Raw genomic sequence first — 22150 nt, 5'->3', positions numbered from 1 at the left:
AATTAGTCAGATGGAAAGGTTTTTCTAAACTAAGAAATGTTGACTCTAGATCTTAATCATGTTTATCAGAAATCGTAAGTTATATATTTTTTCAATAAAACACTATTAGATATCTAAGTCAAAATCAGACCTTAATTTATCAATAAGAGGATTTTTTTCTCGAAGTTTTTCGTATTTATCTTGCGGAGTAAAAGCATATTTTTTTGATGCCTCTTCGTTTACCTTAATATCAAGTGCAATACTATAATTGTTAAGTTTTTTGTAAAGAAACTGAAATAATCCTGGTAGTGCACTCTCCATATCAGCTTTCATAGAATTATTAGGTAGTTCTAAATAAATTTTACCATCATTTAATGTAGGTATATTCATCGCGAACATAGAACCAATAATACGTTCTCCTTTTTTGTCTTGCATTTTCCCATATTCTTCCCAACCAGCTTGCATTTCGGATTCAGTGAAATCATCACTAGGTAAATTTTTAGGATCAACAATTGTATCTACTTTTTTCTCAGCGTGTTCTTTTTTCTTACGAATACTACTTAGTGATAAACCAGAGGTTCTACCAGTTCTATTTCTAATTACAGATTTGTTTTCCGAAGTGGTTGGAGCTATAGTAGCTGTTTGTTCTGTATTAGTAATTTGAGAAGGAGATTCTTGTTTTTTTTCATCAACAGGAGTGGATGAAACAGATACACCGGGATTTTCTTTAGAAATAGAAATCTCAGATTCACTATGAGCAGCTTTTTCTTCAGCTCTTTCTTTAACTTCTGGAGAAATCTTTACTGGTTGTATTCCTTTTTCCTTGAAATAGTTAGGAGGGATTATGTAAGGCTGGCCTTTTTTTTTTCTCCGTCTTTAGTAAGTACAGAGGCAAGTTGCATTAAACATAATTCGACCAATAATCGCTGGTTACGACTTGTTTTATATTTTAAATCACAATCATTTGCAAGTTCAATTCCCTGAACTAAAAATGGATGTGGTGCTTTTTGTGATTGTTCTAAATATTTGGCTTTTGTTTGTTCTCCAACTTCCAATAGATTAATGGTAGCTTGATTTTTGCAAACTAATAAATCTCTAAAATGAGAAGCCAAACCAGCTATAAAATGATGACCATCAAATCCTTGAGCTAGAATTTCATTGAATTCTAAAAGTAATTGAGGAATATTATTTTGCAGAATTAGATCTGTAGTCTTAAAATACGTTTCATAATCTAATACATTGAGGTTTTCGGTAACAGCCTGTCGAGTTAGATTTTTACCACTAAAACTAACAACTCTATCAAAAATAGACAAAGCATCTCGCATAGCACCATCCGCTTTTTGAGCAATGATTTGTAAAGCATCCTCATCAGCAGTTATTCCTTCTTGCTCAGCTACCTGCATCAAATGATTCTTTGCATCGGTAACTGTTATTCGTTTAAAATCAAAAATCTGACAACGAGATAATATCGTTGGAATGATTTTATGTTTCTCTGTAGTTGCAAGTATAAAAATCGCATGTTTTGGCGGTTCTTCTAATGTTTTAAGAAAAGCATTAAAAGCTGCTTGTGATAACATGTGTACCTCATCAATTATGTAAACTTTATAAGTTCCAACTTGTGGAGGTATACGAACTTGATCGATTAAGTTTCGGATATCATCAACAGAGTTATTAGAAGCAGCATCTAACTCAAAAATGTTAAATGCAAAATCTTCATCTGGATTTTCATGTCCTTGTTGATTAATTGTTTTTGCTAGAATTCTAGCACATGATGTTTTACCAACACCTCTTGGGCCTGTAAATAATAAGGCTTGCGCAAGGTGATTGTTCTCGATAGCATTAAGCAGCGTATTAGTAATAGCCTGTTGTCCCACAACGTCCTTAAACGTCTGAGGTCTATATTTACGTGCAGATACTATGAAGTGTTCCATCGATACAAAGTTAAAAATTGATTGGAAATAAAGAATTACTGTATTTGGTTTTTACAACCGAGTTATTAACAGTTTAAAAAAAACACGAATTACTTATTCAAGCTTTCTATTTATTTTATTTTTGCACGTAAGCAGATCACCTTATCGCTGTTTTGATTTATCAAAAGAGAGGAAAGTCCGGACACCATAGTGCAGTATAGCGGGTAACGCCCGTCCGTCGTGAGATGAGGACAAGTGCAGCAGAAAGTATGTACAGGTAAGGCTGTAGTGAAACCAGGTAAACTCTATACGGTGCAACGCCATGTATACCAACGCTTAAGGGTTGCGCGCCCAATGTTGGAGGGTAGGCGGTTTGATCTTGATAGTAATATCAAGGCTAGATAAATGATAAGGATTCCATCTTTGATGGATTACAGAATCCGGCTTATGATCTGCTTTTTTTATTTCTTTAGTTAGGCATACAATTTGATAAGATTGAATAAACAAGATAAAGATATGCCAATCAAAATCACTTTACTATTTCTGTTAATTTCCTTTGTATCAATCTCCGCTCAAAATCAGATTCCTAATACAGAAGAGTTGTTTGGAAAATGGATCATAGAAAAGGATTCTTATAACAAATTCAAAACGTATCTTATTAATGCTGAATTAGAAAATACTAATGTATCTACAAGGATTAATATTTTTAGAGATGTGTATACAGGAACACTAAAAATGGAATATGTTAAACCGGTGGGGACTAAATATAATACTCCTAGACCTAGATGTGGAAATGGTCCTAAATTGATAAAAAATGTCAAAGGAAATTACGAGGCATATACTGTTTGCGCTTATGATCCGAAAAATGGAAAATTAAAAGTGTTGGACCCTAGTTTTATAGATGGTAAATTGTTTTATGTAAAAAAGATTGGCATTGAAGAAATAGCGCTAATTAAAATCAAATAACTTTTTTACAAATCCTTTAACAAGTAGCAATACTATTTTTCTTGTACATTGTGCTACCAAAAGAAAATTGTATTTATGAATATTGCTATTGTTTGTTATCCAACCTTTGGAGGTAGTGGAGTAGTGGCTACAGAATTAGGAATTGCTCTTGCTAAATTAAACCATCAGGTACATTTCGTAACGTATAAACAACCAGTAAGACTAGGGTTATTAAGTCCCAATATTCATTTCCATGAAGTTACCGTTCCAGAATATCCTCTATTTCATTATCAACCGTATGAATTAGCTTTATCTAGTAAGTTGGTAAATACGGTAAAGAAATATGATATAGAATTACTACATGTACATTATGCTATACCGCACGCATATGCGGGATATATGGCCAAACAAATATTAGCAGAAGAAGGAATACATATTCCAATGGTAACAACATTACATGGTACTGATATTACATTGGTAGGAAATCATCCTTTTTATAAACCTGCTGTTACCTTTAGTATTAATAATAGTGATATTGTTACTTCAGTTTCAGAAAGTTTAAAAGATGATACATTAAGATTATTTGATATAAAAAAAACTATTGAGGTAGTTCCTAATTTTATTGAAGCTAGTGTACGTAAAACTGATTTTACAGATTGTCAGAGAGAGTTGATGGCTAAACCAGAAGAGCGTATAGTTACTCATATTAGTAATTTTAGACCAGTAAAAAGAATTATGGATATTGTAGACATATTCTATAATATTCAAAAAGAACTTCCCGCTAAGTTATTAATGGTAGGCGATGGTCCTGAGCGAAAAGCGGCTGAAAAGAAGTGTAAAGAATTAGGGATAAAAGATCATGTGATTTTCCTTGGTAATAGTAATGAAATTGATAAAATATTATGTTTCTCTGATTTGTTTCTACTTCCTTCCGAGAGAGAAAGTTTCGGTTTAGCGGCTTTAGAAGCTATGGTAAATAAAGTTCCCGTAGTATCAAGTAATTCAGGAGGTATTCCAGAGGTTAATTTAGATGGTGTTTCTGGATATTTAAGTAATGTAGGGGATGTTCAGGAAATGTCTAATAATGCAATTAGTATTTTAAGAGATGACGAAACATTGAGTAAGTTTAAGGAAGGAGCATTTAACCAAGCATTGAAATTTGATATTGCTAATATAGTTCCTTTATATGTAGAATTATATGAGAGCGCACTCGCCGCAGTTTAGAGAAACAAAATAAAGCGCTATTATTTTGATAATAGCGCCTTACAACTAAACAAAAATCAAATCAGTTGATTCTCGAGGGGTTTAAAAGATATATCTTGCAGCAATTCCGATATTGACTCCGAAGTTATCCACATCACTAAATCCTCCAGTATTTTCTATACTATGAATATCATAGGTTGGACGAATACTAAATGCCACCTGCAGTGGAAAATCAAAACGATAATCTACTCCAAAATCAGCTCCAACATATGGAAAGAATTCACTATCTCTATCATTGGTTATTCCAAAACCAAAAATGCTAGTTTTAAAGTCAATATATCCTGCACCTATTCCAGGACCGGCAAACCAATTTAGGTTATCCCAAATGTTATAACTCCAATGAAAGTATGCACCTCCGCGATAGGTGTTAATGAATGAATTTGTTTTCCAACTTAGGTTAACGTCAATTCTATTATGTTCTCCAAACATTTGACGTTGGTATGTAATTTCTGGACCAAATCCTTCATCACCAACAACTCCTTGTGATAATCTAATACCTATAGCACTTTTAGGAATATCTTGTGCCTGAAGATTAATACTAGTTACAATTAAGATGAGAACAAAAAATAATTTTTTCATGATTATAAGGTTTTTTTAATATTTACCTTTTGTATGTAATCGAATGAAAAGGTTAACATATAATCGAAAAAAAATAAAAATCCCTCGACAATAGTGCCAAGGGATTTTTATTATGATATGTTAGATGTACTAAAACTTATATCTTGCACTTAGACCAAGATTAAATATTATATCATCATTTGTGTAATCATCAAAGTAAATTTCTGGTCGAAAATCTAAAGAAATTAATAACGGAAAGTCGAAATTGAATTCAATACCAACGTCTCCCGTTACAAAACCAAAAGTCCCTAAGTCATCCCTATTATCAAGATCATTGTCATAATCGACAAGACCACCACCGATACCAGGCCCAACATACCAGTTTAGTCCTCCATCAATATTAAACACCCATTGATAGATTCCAGTTAATTTAACAGCATTAAAACTATTTCTTCCTTGCACTCCTAGATTTAATTCTGCTCTAGTTTTAGAGCTTAATTTTGCTTGATAAGTAGCTTCTGCCCAAAAACCATTACTTTCACTAAGTCTTAAACCTATAGCATGTTCCGAAATTTCTTGCGCTTGTGCTGTAAAAATTGAAGCAAATAATAAAGAGGTAATGATAATAATACGCTTCGTCATTGTGATATTGTTTTTTTATTGTTATCCCAATATAACGTTAGATCCTTTTTTTTAATATGACTGAATTGCTTAAGGTTTTGTTAATTTCTAATTTAATACAACATATGAATTCTTTTAAAACCTGTCTAAACTTCTTGTAATTTCATATCAGTACTTTCGAAAATTTTATCTGCTGAATTTGCTATAAACCCTGTAAAAAGTTTACCATTCTCTTGTTTGTGTCTAAATGCGAATTCATAATAACAAGAAGTAATCTCTTTGATCCCCTCAATAAATTCTATTTCGATTTTATCTGCTAAAATACTTGATTGTTCAAGAAATTGAGAAGGAGTTCCTTTGATCTCTCCACCAGAAGAGTTCAGTACAAATCCGTTTTCCTTTAGAAAATTATTAAGACTAGTTAAATTTTTAAAGTTGTTCAGTTTATTAACGTCTACTGTAAAGTGATTGGAGCAAAAACCATTAACGTACATCCAAGCAGCATATTCAGATTCTTGTTGTAAGTTTTTATAGATTTCATAGGATGGTGTCTCCCAAACCCTACCTTTTAATATTAAATCATCTTGGTCAAAAATTGTACGCTCGACGTTATCCAATAATTCTTTTACAGTTTTCTGAAGCTGTTCAGTAAAATGATGGCTTAGCAATTGACTTATAAAAATTTTTGGAGCATCCGGATTATCAGCATGTTCGTAATGTTTAGCATACAGTTTTTTAGCTTCAAAATGATATTCATTTATTTCTTTATAACCCATTGCTAAAAATGGTTTAGCGATTACACTAATATTAGTTCTTGGGTCATCAAAAGTTCTAATTGCGATATGATCATTGAAAATCGTTTCATTCTCTTCTGTTAATAGAGATTTAACCTTATTTGCAGATGGAGTTTTATGGGCATATTGTTTCCATAGCTCGTTAAAAAAAAGTGTAGAATTCATTTTATCTGTTTATTTTTATTTCAAAAGTACTACATTTGACTAATTTTATTACTTTAGGTAATTGATTTAATTAATTATTGTTTTTTTTTATGTCAAATTGATTTTACTTTAAAATAAGGTTTCTTATTTATAGTTTAGATCACTCAAAATTTCATTCATTATGAATCATTTTGATTATATAGATCAGCAAATATTATTGCAGATCCGCGAAGATGCTAGAAAACCTTTTTCTCAGATAGCCGAAGAATTAAAGATTTCTAATTCATTAGTACATCAAAGAATTAGAAAGTTAAAAGAGAATCAGGTAATTAATAAAGCCGAGTTTGTTATTGATGAGAAGCAAATAGGATACAAAACCAAATCTTATGTAGGAATAAGGCTTAAAGAAGCTAGATATGCTAGGTCGGTGGTTGATGATTTAGCTAAAATACCAGAAATATTAGAATGTAATTATGTATCTGGTAATTATGCACTTTTTATCCTGATATTTGCATACGATAATCATCATTTACGTAATATACTGTACGAACAAGTTCATCAAATAGATGGAGTTGCTGGTACTGATAGTTTTATTTGTTTTGATACCAATTTTAAACGGCAGATTACGTTAGATTCATTAGTAAAAGGAAAAAAAATATGATAAAAGAGGCTGATCTCATTACTTTAAGTGAACAGTTAGATGGAGAATTAAACTTCGATTTTCTTACCAAATCCTTATATGCTACTGATGCATCTGTATATCGCAGAATTCCTACGGCGGTAGCTTTTCCTAAAAATATATTGGACCTAAAGAAAATTATAAATTTTGCGAACGATAATAGCTGCGGTTTAATACCAAGAACGGCTGGGACTTCTTTAGCAGGTCAGTGTGTTGGAGATGGTATTGTAGTAGATGTGTCTAAATACTTTACTAAAATAATAGCTATCGATGAAGCTAAAAAAACAGTTACTGTTCAGCCCGGAGTTATTAGAGATGATTTAAACCGTTTTCTAAAACCTTATGGGGTGTTTTTTGGACCAAATACTTCTACCTCTAATCGTTGTATGATAGGAGGTATGGTTGGCAATAATAGTAGTGGTACTACTTCTATACAATATGGAGTTACTAGAGATAAAGTAATCGAATTACAAACAGTTTTATCTGATGGTAGCGAAGTAACGTTTTCCAATGTTTCTAAAGAAGGTTTTGAGCATAAGAGGAATCAAAATACATTAGAAGGTAAGATATATGATACTGTTTTTAATGAATTGATTTCTAAAGATGTACAAGAAAATATACATAATAATTTTCCAAAACCAGAGATACATAGACGTAATACTGGATATGCAATTGATGAATTAATTAAGTCCAATGTTTTCTCAGATTGCAAAAAGGATTTTAATATGTGTAATTTATTATCTGGTAGTGAGGGAACATTAGCTTTTACAACACAAATTACGTTGCAACTGGATAAACTCCCTCCTCAGGAGTCATTGATGATAGCTTCTCACTTTCATTCTATCGAAGACTGTTTAAATGCTGTAGAACCAGTAATGAAACATACATTATTTACTTGTGAAATGATGGATAAGACAATCTTAGATTGTACAAAAAACAATGTAGAACAACTTAAGAATCGCTTTTTTATAGAAGATGATCCTCAAGCGATTTTAATGTTAGAATTAAGAGCTAATGATTTAGAAAGTCTTGAAAAACAAAAAATGAAACTGTTGTCTACATTAGAGAATTCAGGATTGACCTATGCGAATCCTATTTTATTGGGAAATCAAATTAATCAAGCCTTAGAACTCAGAAAAGCAGGGTTGGGGTTATTAGGTAATATTATTGGTGATAAAAAAGCAGTAGCCTGTATAGAGGATACGGCCGTAGCTTTGTCTGATTTAGCAAACTATATCAAAGAGTTTTCTGATCTAATGAAAAAACATGATCAAGATGCAGTTTATTATGCACATGCGGGTGCTGGGGAACTGCATTTAAGACCAATTTTAGATCTTAAAAAGAAAACAGATGTTGTGCTCTTTAAAGAAATCACTGATGATGTAGCTAGTTTGGTAAAAAAGTACAATGGATCCATGAGTGGAGAACATGGTGACGGAATTGTTCGAGCAGAGTATATTCCTTTTATGATTGGAGAAGCGAATTATCATGTACTAAAACAGATAAAAACTGTATTTGATCCTAATGGTATTTTTAATCCAGGAAAAATAGTAGATGCCTATGCTATGAATGAACAGTTAAGGTACGAGATTGATAGAAAAGAACCTGAAATAGAAACATTATTAGATTTTACAGATTCTTTAGGAATTTTACGTGCTGCAGAAAAATGTAATGGGAGTGGAGATTGCAGAAAATCAGTAGAATCTGGAGGAACGATGTGTCCTAGTTATAGGGCTACTAAAAATGAAAAGGATACAACTAGGGGTAGAGCTAATACACTACGAGAAGTATTAACGAATAATACCGAACCTAATAAGTTTAACAAGAAAGAATTAAAAGAAGTATTTGATTTATGCATTAGTTGTAAAGGTTGTTCTAGTGAATGTCCTTCTAATGTCGATGTAGCTGCGCTAAAAGCAGAGTTCGAATATCAATATCAAAAAGAAAATGGAACTTCTCTTAGAACTAAATTATTTGCAAATAATAATACGTTAAATAATCTAGGAAGAATAGCACCCAGTTTAACAAATTTCTTTTTTGAAAACACATTTACTTCTGGAATTTTAAAATCTACTCTTGGTATTGCTAAAGAGAGAGAATTGCCATTACTAAGCAAACAGTCTTTAAGAAAATGGTGTCAATACCATTTAAAACTAAAACAACCTAAAAATCCAATTAAAAGCATTTACTTTTTTGTTGATGAGTTTACGAATCATTTAGATACAGATATTGGAATCGATGCCTTGGAGTTGTTAACAGGATTAGGTTATGAGGTAAAAATTACAAATCACAAGGAAAGTGGTCGAACATTTATTTCTAAAGGATTATTAAAGCAGGCTAAAAAACTTGCGAATTATAATTTAAATACTTTTAGAGAATTAATATCCAGTGATATTCCATTAATTGGATTAGAGCCTTCGGCGATATTAACGTTTAGAGATGAATATCATAGGTTAGCTGATGATAAAGAAGTAGCAAAAACACTTTCGCAAAACACTTTTTTAATTGATGAGTTTTTAAAATCAGAGGTTGAACTAGGTAATATTACTTCTGAGCAATTTACAAGGGAAGAAAAAGTAATAAAACTTCACGGGCATTGTCATCAGAAAGCATTGTCTACTATTCATACAACGTTTGTATACCTTAATCTACCCAAGAACTACAAAGTGACCATTATTCCTTCTGGATGTTGTGGTATGGCAGGGTCTTTTGGGTATGAAAAAGAGCATTATGATGTGAGTATGCAAATTGGGGAACAAACATTATTTCCTGCGGTAAGAAAAGCTCCAGAAACAACTATTATTGCTGCTGTTGGAACTAGTTGTAGACATCAGATTAAAGATGGAACAAAACGTATTGCATTGCATCCTGTTAGTATATTAAATGCAGCTTTAATATCGAAAACAGAATATAAATAACCTATAATCAATGTGTTGTGAAATTGTGAATATCTAATAACAAAATTCGTATTGAGAACTTTTTTTAAGATTTATATTTGGCATCCTAAAAAAGTAAATATATGAGCGCTACTTGGTACGAATGTAAAGTAAAATATAGAAAAATAAATGATTCTGGAGTACAGAAAGTAACTACAGAACCTTATTTAGTGGATGCAGTATCTTATACAGAAGCAGAAACTAGAATTAATGAAGAAATGGCAGCATATGTTAGTGAAGAATTTATTATTACTAATATAAAAGTTGCAAATTTTGCTGAGATACACCCTTTTGAAAATTCTGATCGTTGGTTTAAATCAAAAGTATCTTTGATAGCTTATGACGAAGAAAGCGGTAAAGAAAGGAAAACAAATATGTATCTTTTAATTCAGGCTAATGATGTAAAAGAAGCTTTTGACAATACTAATAGTGTTATGAAAGGTACAACAGGAGATTATACAATACCTGCAATTGCAGAATCACCAATTATGGATGTTTTTCCTTATTTTACAGGTGAAGAGGAACAATTAGAAAAATTCAAAGCATTGAGAGATTCTATTCAAGAAGTAGAAGAAGTAGAAATAGATGAAGATGTACCGGCAGCTCCAGGTTTTATAGGAGAAGAAGAATAATATTTTTAAAGTATTAAAACCTAATAGAGGGTTTCTAGAAAAAAGCTTTTGTAGCATATGACATGAATGCTCCAAAAGCTTTTTTTATATAATAATTTTTAATTTGACTAAAAAAGTTAATTTCTCATATATATTATTGTAGAATAATAATTTTAATCTTTTAGTAACTTATTCTAGAATTGATCGTCAAATAGATAATAATTGTTTTATTAAGCAACCACATTATCAATCAAAATAATAATCACATGAAATTATCACAAACAATTAAAACGTTACTTTTAGTTTTCTTTTGTACAGGAATGTTCTTTAGTACACAGGCCCAAAATTTAGAAAAAGAAATTGATGCTATAGTTTCTTCGATGTATTCTGTAGACGAACCGGGTATCTCAATTTTAGTAGCCAAAAATGGAAAACCTATTTATAGAAAGGCATTTGGAAAAGCTAATTTAGAATTAGAAGTTCCTCTCAAACCAGAAAATGTATTCGAAATAGGTTCGATAACCAAGCAATTTACTGCAGTTGCAATCCTAATGTTAGAAGAACAAGGAAAACTTAAAATTGATGACGAAATCACTAAGTATATTCCAGATTATCCTACGAATGGAAAGAAGATTACCGTTCATCATCTTCTAAATCATACATCTGGTATTAAAAGTTATACTGGTATGCCTAGTTTTATGAAATCTGCGCGTACTGATATGACACCAACCGAATTAATAGATGTATTTAAAAATGAGCCTATGGATTTTGATCCAGGAGAAGAGTTTAGATACAATAATTCGGGTTATATATTATTAGGATATATTATTGAAGTAGTAACAAAAGATACGTATGAAAATTTTATAGAGAAGAATATTTTCCAAAAAATAGGAATGAATTCTTCATATTACGGAAGTACTAGTGAACTTATTAAAAATAGAGCTTATGGGTATAAACAAAATGAAGATGCATTCCTTAATGCGGATTATCTAAGTCTTACATTACCTTACGCCGCAGGATCATTGATGTCTACAGTAGATGATCTATTAAAATGGCAAAATGCAATAAGTGCTAACACCTTTATTAAAAGATCAAGTTTAGAAAAAGCAATAAACGGATCTAAGTTAAACAGTGGCGAAGAAATTGATTATGGCTATGGTTGGAGTAAGACCATAATACAAGAATCTAAAGGATATGCGCATAGTGGAGGAATTTTTGGATACACAACGAATGGAATCTTTCTAGAAAATGAAAATGTATATGTAATTGGATTAACTAATTGTAACTGTAAGAATGTACGTGAAATCACTATGAAAGTAGCAGCTACTGTCATAGGTAAACCAATTCCTGATAAAAAAGATGCAGTTGCATTATCAATTAAAGAAGCAAAAAAATGGGTAGGAGCTTATGAGTTTGAAGATAATGTTATAAGACATATTATGCTTAAAGATGGTAAACTATTTAGTCTAAGAGAAGGAGAAAATTCTAGAGAGTTTGAAATATACCAAATGAAAGATGGTTCGTTTATTTTTGATGATGGAACTATATCTTATAATTTTTCGATGACTGATGATGGAAAAAGACAAACAGTATTTAAAACTGCTGATAAAAGTTTTACAGGAAAAGGAATTGATAAAGCTCCTCCTGCAGAAAGAAAGTCTATTACGGTATCAGCAGATATTTTGAAACAATATGTGGGTAAATTCGAGTTACAACCAAACTTCATCATAGACATTACTTTAGAAGGAAATTCAATATATGCAGAGGCTACAGGGCAACCTAAGTTTGAACTTTTTGCAGAATCCGAGACATTGTTTTTCCTAAAAGTAGTACCTGCAGAAATTAGTTTCAACGCTAATAATAAAGGGTTAATAGATAGTTTGACTCTAAATCAAGGAGGAAGAAAAATGCCGGCAAAAAGGATCAATTAGGGATTCTAGATCTTAGTTCAGTCATAATTTTAATATCAAATTATTAGATATCATAAAAGCGGAGTTAAATTTAATATTTTAACTCCGCTTTATTGGTTATAATTAAGCGAAAAATAACTTAATTAAATATGAATAGTTGGTCTTATTTTAATCGTTTAAAGAAGTGTTTAACTTGATCATATATAAAGAACTTGCATCTATTTTTGGCTCTGATCCAGGAAGTATTTTTTGTTCAATAATACCATTATCATCTTCATCGGTAACCGCAAAATCATCATCATTGATACACCCTAAAGTATGATCATCAATAACCCATATACCTTCTAATTTATCGTGTGGATATCCTGTTTTTTCGACAAGATCTGCTATTAAGGTCTTAGTAACAGGAACAATTCCAGCGTTTTCTAACTCCACCCAGGTAGATTCTTCCAGAGTTTTTCCATTAAGTAGTAAACCAAATTCATCTTCGTCATTAGTAGAACTAACATCTGTGGCGTTAGAAATATCTATTTTATAGATATGTTTTTGTACAGTACCTTCTCCAGAAAAATTACCATCTCTTTCTATAACAAGAAATTCTGTATCAGATAAACCAACGATTTCTGAATTTGATAAGTTTGAGTTTTCTTGTCTATAAAGGAATTGTTTTGTTCTAGCTGTTCGTAAGTCAAACACTAAAATTCTAGTAAGATCCGTTCTAATTGTTTCAGGATTATACATAGTAGATTGCATGATACCTACTAAATTCCTTTGATTTGGTGTGATTCCTAATCCTTCCATTCCTCGATTTGGTCTTCGTTTCGCAAATACAGCAGGAATTTTTCTACCTCCATTGTCATCATTAATACCATAAGGAGATATACGTTCAAGTTCTACACCTTCAGAAGAATAGTGTACAATATGAGGACCATATTCATCAGAAACCCAAAAACTCCCATCATATAATGCCACCAAACCTTCTGCATCTAGACCGAAATCATCAAATGGTAATTGGTTACCATCAATATCATAAGGTATCTCTCCTGTAGCTCCTTTTCCTTCAGGATTCGGAATTCCTGAAATAGGATTACCATTTGGATCTTTTAATATGATTTCTTTTTTTAGAATAATATCACCTTCCGAAGTAACAGAGAACAAGCCGATTCTTGGGGTGTAATCTGCGACCGGAAATTTTTTTCCATCCATAAAGTCAGTATTTGGACCTCTATCGGTTATTGCATAAAATTCTCCTTTTCTTCTAGGATTAGCAGTTGCCGCAGAACCGTAACCACCATTTCTAATTTCTACATCCTCTTGGGTAGTAGTTAATACTTCAAAAGGCAGCTCATATTGGATGTTTTCTTCTAAAACAAGTTGAGGTGGAACAGATATTGGACCTCCAGAAAAGTCATCCAAATACTGACAAGATGTAAAAAGAATTAGTACTGCACAAAGCAGCATGGTCTTAAGAGTTTTCATTGGTTTTAAGTTTAGTTATGTAATTAAGAAATTGTGTGAGATTTTTTAAAAAACTAATTAGATCTTTTTTTCTAGAAATGAATTCAAGAAAAATGAAGGTTGTAGTCCTTCAAGGTCTAGAGGAACGTTTTCAATATCTTCATTTAGTTCTTCAGCATAGGCTTCAAGTTGCTGTTGCTGGTAATGAACAAGTTTCCATTCTTTATTATGATATTCTAATGATGTTAGGTTTTCTATCCAATCTCCAGAATTTAAATACATACAAGATCCATTCTTATCTTTATATGTTTTTATTTGTGGTTGATGGATATGCCCACAAACGACGTATGTATATGCATTCTTGATAGCAAGTTCTGCAGCTACTTCTTCAAAATCATTTATGTATTTGACTGCTTTTTTAACGCTATTTTTAATTTTTTTAGAAAGTGAAAATTTTTCCTCCCCCATTCGTAAGAGAAACCAATTAATAAATTGATTTAATAAAATGAGCATATCATAGCCCCATCCACCTAATTTAGCTAACCATTTTGCGTTCTGAATCGAGGCATCAAAAATATCTCCGTGAAAAAACCAAGCTTTTTTTCCATCTAAATCCAAAACTAACTTATCAACTAATTTGAAGTTACCCATCGTAGTATCACTGAATTTTCGGAGCATTTCGTCGTGGTTTCCAGTGATATATATAACTTCGGTCCCTTTAGAAGCAAGAGTGATAATTTTTTTAATGATTTTAAGATGCGGCTTAGGGAAATACCTTTTTCTAAATTGCCAAATATCTACGATATCACCATTAAGAATAAGTACTTTGGGTTTGATACTATTGAGATAATTTAGTAATTCTTTTGCGTGACATCCAAACGTTCCTAAGTGAACATCAGATATAACTACGATATCTACAGTACGTTTCTTCATAAAAATGACTTATTCCTACAAATAAACTACTATATAGTTAAATAATAATTAAGGGATTATGAGCATATTGTTATCTGTGTTTGAATATTTTAACTCGGTATTACTAGAATGTTAAACCGATATTATTATCAAAAAGTTATAAACCATCAAATATTTAATTATTTCTGAGTTATTTTATGAAATTGTCTTATTCTATAGTGTTTTATTGAATAAAATACTTCTATAAACTTTCTTAACAACGCTCCAATAGCTTTGTTTTGCTTTTTTCTTATCCTGAAGTATCTCTAAATTCGTCCTTCAAATCTTAACATTTTTCGTATTGAAAAGTTTAGAATTTTTCTTTCTAATAAAATTTATTTTATGACATTTTTACATTTGAAAGTTTATACATATCGTTTTTTGATTTTTGGCGTATTCGTAATGATGCTATCCTGTGATTCTAAGATTTCAGAAACTTCATCTAGCAATTATCCTAAAGATCCTGTCGAGAATAAAATTGATAGTATCTTGTCTACAATGTCATTAGAAGAAAAAATAGGACAAACGGCGCAACGCGGTAAGTCTAGTAGAGTAAAAGAACTACCAAAAGATCTTAAAGATGCAGTTAGAAAAGGACAAATAGGATCTTTTCTTAACATAATGAATAAAGAGGATGCTAAAGAACTTCAGAGAATAGCCGTAGAAGAAAGCCCTAGTAAGATTCCATTAATTTTTGCACGAGATGTAATCCATGGTTTCAAAACAATTTTCCCTATTCCGCTAGGGCAGGCGGCTTCATTTAATCCTTCATTAGTACAAGAAGGTTCGCGAATAGCAGCAATAGAGGCAAGTACTTATGGAATAAGATGGACTTTTGCTCCGATGATAGATATTTCTAGGGATCCTCGTTGGGGAAGAATAGCAGAATCAGCAGGTGAGGACCCTTATCTTACAAGTAGAATGGCAGAAGCATATGTAAAAGGCTTTCAAGGAGAAGATTTAGCATCACCAACAAGTTTAGCTGCTTGTGCCAAACATTTTATTGGATATGGAGCTGCAGAAGGAGGTAGGGATTATAACACAGCAAACATCAATGATAATTTGTTGCATAATGTATATTTAAAACCTTTTAAAACTGCAGTAGATGCAGGTTCCGCAACTTTTATGACAAGTTTTAATGATCTTAATGGGATTCCGGCATCGGCAAATTCATATATACTAAAAGACATTTTAAGAGAAGAATGGGGGTTTGATGGTTTCGTAGTAAGTGATTGGAATTCTATAATAGAAATGGTAAATCATGGATATGCCAAGGATCAAAAAGAAGCTGCAGAGAAATCTATTAACGCAATGTTGGACATGGAAATGACCAGTACTTCTTATCACGATCATTTAAAAGAATTAATCCAAGAGGATAAATTTTCTGAAAAAGAATTAGATAAAATCGTAAGAAATATTCTTCGAATCAAGTTTAGATTGGGATTATTTGATAACCCTTATTTTGATTCTGATGATACAATATTGTATGATAAAAAACATTTAACGGCAGCACAAAAAACTGCTGAAGAAAGTATTATTTTATTAAAAAATAAGAATAATATTTTACCATTAGGTGCAAAAAGCAAAATAGCTATAATTGGTCCTTTGGCGGATGCGCCTCACGAACAATTGGGAACTTGGACTTTTGATGGAGAAAAAGAGCATACAATTACTCCTTTACAATCATTTAAAAGTGATGATGAATATATGGTACAGTATAGTAAGGGGTTATCGTACAGCAGAGATAAATCGGAGAATGATTTTGGTGATGCAATAAAGACAGCAAAATCGTCTGATATCATCTTGTTTTTTGCGGGAGAAGAAGCAATTCTTTCTGGAGAAGCACATAGTAGAGCTGATATCAACCTTCCTGGAGCACAAGAAGAACTAATTACAGAATTACACAAAACAGGAAAACCAATTATTTTAGTTCTAATGGCAGGAAGACCTATTACGTTAGGAAATATTAAAGATAAGGTAGATGCAGTTCTTATGGCATGGCATCCTGGAACTATGGGAGGTCCAGCTTTAAAAAATATTATTACGGGTTTGGTTTCTCCATCAGCAAAGTTGCCAGTAACCTGGCCAAAAGAGGTAGGGCAAATTCCTATTCATTATAATCATAAAAATACAGGTAGACCCGTAATTCCAGAAGAGTTTGTTCATATGGATTCAATTCCAATTGGTGCCTGGCAGAGTTCTCTTGGGAATACTTCTCATTATCTAGATGCAGGGTTTTTACCAGAATATCCTTTTGGTTATGGACTTGGTTATAGCAGCTTTAAGTACTCCAATTTTTCTATATCCTCAACGAATCCAAAGATAGGGGAAACTATTACTGTAAAAGTTCTAGTGACTAATACTGGAGATGTAAAGGCTAAAGAAACAGTACAATTATATTTTAGAGACATGGTTGGGAGTTTAACTAGACCTGTAAAGGAGTTGCTACGTTTTGAGAAAATTATATTAAATTCAGGGGAATCTAAAGAGGTTGAATTTACTTTTTCGACAAATGATTTAGCTTTTTATGGACCTGACAAGAAATGGATTACTGAATCTGGTAATTTTAAGCTATGGATCGCTAAACATGCTTTAGACGAAGAAAATGAATTAGAATTTATTTTAGAATAATAATTTACTATTGTTAAGGTGTCTAAAAGTATAATATACATAGTATATGGAGTTTCTGGAAGTGGAAAAACTACAGTAGGAAAAGCATTAGCTAAAGAATTAAATATTCCTTTTTTTGATGCAGATGATTTTCATCCAGAAGAGAATATTAAAAAAATGTCAACGGGCTTTCCTTTAGATGATTCTGATAGAGAACCTTGGCTGAAGAAATTAGCGAGTGAAATCGTAGTTTGGAATACAAACAAAGGTGCAGTACTGGCTTGTTCAGCTTTAAAGAAAGCTTATAGAAAAACCCTTCAATCTATCGATTCTAAGTATGTGAAGTGGATTTTTTTGGATGGGAGTTTTGATTTGATTTCAAATCGTTTAGAAGCTAGAAAAGATCATTTTTTTAAAAAGGAAATGCTATTCTCTCAATTTGAAGCTTTAGAACAACCGGAGGATGGTATTTCTATTAATATAGATAAGAGTGTTGATCAAATTATGAGCGAAATTAGAACTACATTAAATACAGATAAATCACAATTAGGGTTAATTGGTTTAGGAGTCATGGGTAAGAGTTTAGCTAAAAACTTATTGTCCAAAAACTTTAAACTTTCTGTATATAATAGACATGTTGATCATATTGAAGTTAATGTTGCTAAAAACTTTGTTGCCGAGGAGTCTAAATACCAAACATTATTAGGTTTCGATGATTTAAAAGAGTTTGTAGATTCTTTAGAACAACCGCGCACAATAATGCTTATGGTTAATGCAGGAAAACCAGTGGACCTAGTTATCGATGAATTATTACGCTATTTGTCCGAAGAAGATTGTATTATAGATGGAGGTAATTCTCACTATAAAGCAACATTAGAAAGAAGTAAAAGACTAGAAGAAAGAGGAATTCATTTTTTAGGAACCGGAATATCAGGGGGAGAAGAAGGAGCCTTAAAAGGTCCTTCGATAATGCCGGGAGGCTCTAAAACGGCTTATAATAGATCAGGGAAATATTTAGAAGCAATAGCTGCAAGAGATAAAAATAATAGGAGTTGTTGTACTTATATAGGACCAGAAGGATCTGGTCATTTTGTAAAAATGGTTCATAACGGAATTGAATATGCAGAGATGCAATTATTAGCAGAAACATATCATATGCTAAGATTTTATGCGCATAAAACTCCAGCTGAAATAGCTACTGTTTTTAACGATTGGATTAAAAAAGGACTAAAAAGTTATCTGTTAGAGATTACTTCGGATCTTCTTCTTAAAACAGAGGGTGAGGATTTTCTTATTGATAAAATATTAGATAAAGCAGGACAGAAAGGAACTGGTGGATGGTCTACAAATGCCGCCTTGGAATTGGGTGTTTCTCTACCTACGATTTCTGAATCTGTAATGGCTCGTAATGTTTCTGGAATTAAATCTGAACGGGTAAAAGCATCTGAGATATATCAACTTAAAACTTCAGATTACCCTGCCAATGATATTGTTTTTATTGAAAATTTAGAAAAAGCTTTTAAAGCTACTAGTATTATCAATCATCACATAGGGTTTCAATTATTAAACGAAGCATCAGCAACATATCAGTGGGGACTCAATCTGTCTGAAATTGCTAGTATATGGACCAATGGCTGTATTATTAGAAGCAATCTTATGGAACAAATGGCTGTGTTATTTGTAGAAAATAATGGGATACCTTTATTATTGTTTCCAGAAGTGGTTTCTACTATGAAATCTACGATAGATTCACTTTCAGAAACGGTGGCAACAGGATTAAAATCAGGTTTTTCACTACCAGTATTGTCTGCAGCAGCAAATTATTTTTTCGCATATACATCTGCGCAATCTTCTGCTAATATTATACAAGCGCAACGAGATTATTTTGGCGCTCATACATATCAAAGAGTGGATCAACCAATTGACCAATATTTTCATACAAACTGGAAAAGCTAATTTATGGATTATCAATTACTAATTGCAGTAGGAGTAGGTATCTTTGCACTACTTTTTATGATTTTAAAGTTACGAATGCAGGCTTTTATAGCCTTGTTAATCGTTTGTATATTAGTTGGAATTGTAGCTGGCTTACCTGCAGATGACATTCTAAATAGCATAAAAAATGGAATGGGAAGTACACTAGGTTTTGTGGCTACCGTGGTTGGACTTGGAGCGTTGTTTGGTGGTTTACTTGAGAATTCTGGAGGTGCACAAGGATTGGCTAATTATATCTTAAAATTAGCTGGAGAAAAAAATGCATCTTGGGCATTGATGATTACCGGTTTTATAATTGCAATACCCGTTTTTTTTGATGTAGCTTTTATTATTTTGGTTCCAATTGTTTATGCAATTGCTAGAAAAACTAAAAAATCTTTATTGTTATATGCTATTCCATTATTGGCTGGTTTAGCAATCACTCACAGTTTTATTCCACCAACACCAGGTCCAGTTGCTGTTGCCGATATATTAGGAGCTAATCTTGGTTGGGTAATTGTTTTTGGTTTTTTAACAGGTATTCCTGCGGCTATTATAAGCGGACCTATATTAGCAAAATACTTAGCTACAAGAATAAATATTACTATTCCTGAAACAAATGACTCAGGTGTTGCAATAAATAACACACCTAATCCTATTGGTATTATATTGATTATAGCATTACCCATTATGCTGATTGTTTTAAAAACGGTTTTATTAGGTGATTGGTTCGGAGAAGATGTATTATCAAAATCGATGGTAAACTTGATTACGTTGTTTGGTCATCCATTTACTGCGTTAATCATTGCTAATGTGGTCGCTTGGTATTTTTTAGGAATCAAAAGAGGTGTTACTAGAGATGATTTATTGAAAATTTCTATGAAATCTTTTAAACCAGCAGGAGCAATTATTCTATTAACTGGTGCTGGTGGCGCTTTTAAACAGATACTAGTGGATACTAAAGCAGGTGAGTTATTGGCATCATCATTACAGAGTTCATATATTCATCCATTATTGTTTGCTTTTATTGTGGCAGCTTTGATACGAGTTTTACAGGGATCAGCAACAACAGCTATGATTGCAGCCGCAGGAATTACATCACCTATTATTCTAGCGGGTGATTTTAGTAACTCTCAGATAGCTCTCTTTGTTATTTCTATAGCATCTGGGGCAACTATTTTATCTCATGTTAATGATAGTGGATTTTGGTTGGTTGGTCAATACTTGGGTATGACAGAGAAACAAACATTTCGTTCTTGGACTGTGATGACTACATTAATAGCTATTACTGGGGTTTTGATGTCACTACTATTGTGGTATATTTTTTAAATATTTTAAGTTGATTTTAAAAAAAAGTTTTCATAAACATATCGTTTGGTTAAAAATTAGTTAACTATTTGTTTTGTAATATGTTATTTTAATTGATATGTTTATTTTAAACGTGTTAATTATTAAAACAAAAGTAATGGAAGCATTAGATAATCTTAAGAAAACTTATAAGGAGATGGATCGTAATGAAAAACAAAAGATCCAAGGTGGGACGCAACAAAAATCAGTAGTAATATGGTCTAGAATGGCAATTACCGAGGAATGTACTGATCATATTTTAGGTTGCTAAAATCATATTTTTATTACAAAAAAAAATAGTTATTTATATAACTCGTTAGTAAAAACAAAGACTTAAAATTACGTTCTTTGTTGAACTATGAATCCAGAAGTTTATAAACACATAGAATTATTATTAGGTAGTATAGGTTTTATCATAGCGTTATTCTTTGGTGCTTTTTTGATAATAACCAAAGAACAGCGATCTAGTGCTAATATATTTTTAGCGATTTATTTATTGGCATTTAGTCTTAGAATTGGTAAATCACTGTTTTATAATTATTTTCAGATAGATCCGATAGTTCGCAATGTATTTTTAGGCATGTTGTTGGCAATTGGACCTTCCTTATTTTTTTATACCAAGAAACTATTTGAACTAAATAAAATAGATAATAAAAGATCAATTTTTATTCACTACATCCCTTTGTTTTTATTCGTAACATTTTGCTGGGTAATCCCGAATAATGATTCTATTTCTTCCAGAATTATATTTTTAGCACTGTTATTTCACATATTAGCATATGGATTGTATACGTTATATTGGATAGTGGTAAATAGAAAAGAGAGAAATGATAAATCGAATAAACTCTATCATTGGCTATTGTTTTTTACGATATTAACGATAATGATGTCACTCATACAGATTAGTGTTTTTCTGGATGTGGTTCCATACTTAAGTACTGCTTTTTTATTTTCTTTGATAATTTTGATTTTATCAATTACCGCATTAAAGAATCCTTTTTTGTTTAAAATGAAGAATGAAAAATATATTAATTCTTCGCTAGACAATGAAAAAGGGATAGAATATTTGAAAAAGTTAATGAGTTTAATAGAACAAGAAAAAGTATTTCTGGATCCCGAATTAACACTAACCAAATTGAGTAAGCGGATTGGAATAACGTCTAAACAATTGTCGCAAGTAATTAATCAAAATAGAAATGAAAACTATTCTCAATTTATTGCTAGGTATCGAGTAGAGGAAGCTAAAAGATTATTGAGGTTGCCAGAATATCATAACTTCAAAATATCTGCTATTGCTTATGAAAGTGGTTTTAATAGTATATCTTCATTTAATACTGCCTTTAAAAAAATAACGAATACTACTGCAGTTCGATTTAGAGAATCTTTGTAAAGATGATTGTGATTCTCCAATTACTAGATTAAAACATTTAGTGTTTAATTTACTTATTATAAAAGCAATA

The 22150-nt window shown here is 31.7% G+C and carries 18 protein-coding genes, 1 other RNA gene and 1 pseudogene; 13 read left to right on the top strand and 7 right to left on the bottom strand.

The genetic code is table 11. From position 1 onward, the window contains the following. Positions 1–105 precede the first annotated feature (105 nt). Positions 106–414 carry a hypothetical protein gene (locus tag D1815_RS24075; protein WP_369899418.1) on the bottom strand — a complete coding sequence of 103 codons (309 nt, stop codon included), beginning with the start codon at positions 412–414 and terminating at the stop codon, positions 106–108. A 40-nt stretch (positions 415–454) separates the two neighbouring features. Here D1815_RS24075 and D1815_RS24070 point away from each other — a divergent pair, with 40 nt between their 5' ends. Further along, on the top strand, positions 455–643 hold the full coding sequence (locus D1815_RS24070; protein ID WP_369899417.1) for a hypothetical protein: 189 nt from the start codon (positions 455–457) through the stop codon (positions 641–643). 154 nt (positions 644–797) lie between these two features. On the opposite strand, the pseudogene dnaX reads toward D1815_RS24070, so the two are convergent. Beyond that, a pseudogene (gene dnaX, locus D1815_RS24065) lies at positions 798–1910 on the bottom strand (DNA polymerase III subunit gamma/tau); the annotation flags it as partial. Between the two features lie 128 nt (positions 1911–2038). On the opposite strand from dnaX, the gene rnpB reads away from it, so the two are divergent. The 3 genes from rnpB (at position 2039) to bshA (ending at position 4058) form a co-directional block, all read left to right on the top strand. Then, positions 2039–2352, top strand: an RNA gene (gene rnpB, locus D1815_RS06575) — RNase P RNA component class A. Between the two features lie 53 nt (positions 2353–2405). After that, positions 2406–2855 carry a hypothetical protein gene (locus tag D1815_RS06570; protein ID WP_118386396.1) on the top strand — a complete coding sequence of 150 codons (450 nt, stop codon included), beginning with the start codon at positions 2406–2408 and terminating at the stop codon, positions 2853–2855. 75 nt (positions 2856–2930) lie between these two features. After that, the gene (bshA, locus tag D1815_RS06565; RefSeq protein WP_118386395.1) at positions 2931–4058 is read left to right on the top strand and encodes an N-acetyl-alpha-D-glucosaminyl L-malate synthase BshA; all 1128 of its coding nucleotides are present in this window, start codon (positions 2931–2933) and stop codon (positions 4056–4058) included. Positions 4059–4139: 81 nt separating this feature from the next. Here bshA and D1815_RS06560 read toward each other — a convergent pair whose 3' ends face one another. The 3 genes from D1815_RS06560 to D1815_RS06550 all read right to left on the bottom strand — a co-directional run bounded on the left by D1815_RS06560 (position 4140) and on the right by D1815_RS06550 (position 6235). Further along, positions 4140–4676 (bottom strand): hypothetical protein, encoded by a 537-nt coding sequence (locus D1815_RS06560; protein ID WP_035084043.1) that lies wholly within the window; start codon positions 4674–4676, stop codon positions 4140–4142. Between the two features lie 129 nt (positions 4677–4805). Then, positions 4806–5297 carry a hypothetical protein gene (locus D1815_RS06555; RefSeq protein ID WP_027391221.1) on the bottom strand — a complete coding sequence of 164 codons (492 nt, stop codon included), beginning with the start codon at positions 5295–5297 and terminating at the stop codon, positions 4806–4808. Positions 5298–5422: 125 nt separating this feature from the next. After that, complete coding sequence (locus tag D1815_RS06550; RefSeq protein WP_118386394.1) at positions 5423–6235, bottom strand: DUF1338 domain-containing protein; 813 nt, start codon at positions 6233–6235, stop codon at positions 5423–5425. Positions 6236–6395: 160 nt separating this feature from the next. On the opposite strand from D1815_RS06550, the gene D1815_RS06545 reads away from it, so the two are divergent. The 4 genes from D1815_RS06545 (at position 6396) to D1815_RS06530 (ending at position 12371) form a co-directional block, all read left to right on the top strand. Beyond that, complete coding sequence (locus D1815_RS06545) at positions 6396–6875, top strand: Lrp/AsnC family transcriptional regulator (protein WP_118386393.1); 480 nt, start codon at positions 6396–6398, stop codon at positions 6873–6875. Beyond that, positions 6872–9811: an FAD-binding and (Fe-S)-binding domain-containing protein gene (locus D1815_RS06540; protein ID WP_118386392.1), complete on the top strand. Its 2940-nt coding sequence runs from the start codon at positions 6872–6874 to the stop codon at positions 9809–9811. Before D1815_RS06545 ends, D1815_RS06540 begins: the two co-directional genes overlap by 4 nt. A 101-nt stretch (positions 9812–9912) precedes the next feature. Beyond that, positions 9913–10461, top strand: a complete 549-nt coding sequence (locus D1815_RS06535) for a DUF4494 domain-containing protein (protein WP_035084047.1) — start codon at positions 9913–9915, stop codon at positions 10459–10461. Positions 10462–10706: 245 nt separating this feature from the next. Further along, positions 10707–12371: a serine hydrolase gene (locus D1815_RS06530; RefSeq protein ID WP_118386391.1), complete on the top strand. Its 1665-nt coding sequence runs from the start codon at positions 10707–10709 to the stop codon at positions 12369–12371. 147 nt (positions 12372–12518) lie between these two features. Here D1815_RS06530 and D1815_RS06525 read toward each other — a convergent pair whose 3' ends face one another. Both D1815_RS06525 and D1815_RS06520 read right to left on the bottom strand, forming a co-directional pair. Continuing rightward, complete coding sequence (locus D1815_RS06525; protein ID WP_199726730.1) at positions 12519–13829, bottom strand: esterase-like activity of phytase family protein; 1311 nt, start codon at positions 13827–13829, stop codon at positions 12519–12521. Positions 13830–13886: 57 nt separating this feature from the next. Then, the gene (locus D1815_RS06520) at positions 13887–14741 is read right to left on the bottom strand and encodes a UDP-2,3-diacylglucosamine diphosphatase (RefSeq protein ID WP_118386389.1); all 855 of its coding nucleotides are present in this window, start codon (positions 14739–14741) and stop codon (positions 13887–13889) included. Positions 14742–15101: 360 nt separating this feature from the next. On the opposite strand from D1815_RS06520, the gene bglX reads away from it, so the two are divergent. From bglX to D1815_RS06500, 5 genes are all read left to right on the top strand, one after another. Continuing rightward, the gene (gene bglX / locus D1815_RS06515; RefSeq protein ID WP_118386388.1) at positions 15102–17390 is read left to right on the top strand and encodes a beta-glucosidase BglX; all 2289 of its coding nucleotides are present in this window, start codon (positions 15102–15104) and stop codon (positions 17388–17390) included. An 18-nt stretch (positions 17391–17408) separates the two neighbouring features. Next, on the top strand, positions 17409–19325 hold the full coding sequence (gndA, locus tag D1815_RS06510) for an NADP-dependent phosphogluconate dehydrogenase (protein WP_233557649.1): 1917 nt from the start codon (positions 17409–17411) through the stop codon (positions 19323–19325). A gap of 3 nt (positions 19326–19328) precedes the next feature. Continuing rightward, the gene (locus tag D1815_RS06505) at positions 19329–20672 is read left to right on the top strand and encodes a GntP family permease (RefSeq protein ID WP_118386387.1); all 1344 of its coding nucleotides are present in this window, start codon (positions 19329–19331) and stop codon (positions 20670–20672) included. Positions 20673–20808: 136 nt separating this feature from the next. After that, positions 20809–20961 (top strand): hypothetical protein, encoded by a 153-nt coding sequence (locus D1815_RS23585; RefSeq protein WP_155839587.1) that lies wholly within the window; start codon positions 20809–20811, stop codon positions 20959–20961. An 87-nt stretch (positions 20962–21048) separates the two neighbouring features. Continuing rightward, complete coding sequence (locus D1815_RS06500; protein WP_118386386.1) at positions 21049–22080, top strand: AraC family transcriptional regulator; 1032 nt, start codon at positions 21049–21051, stop codon at positions 22078–22080. Positions 22081–22150: the final 70 nt, after the last annotated feature.

It is taken from the genome of Aquimarina sp. AD1 (assembly GCF_003443695.1).
Taxonomy (GTDB): Bacteria; Bacteroidota; Bacteroidia; order Flavobacteriales; family Flavobacteriaceae; genus Aquimarina; species Aquimarina latercula.
The sequence above is the reverse complement of the archived record's forward strand: the minus strand, read 5'-3'. Positions and strand labels throughout refer to the sequence as shown.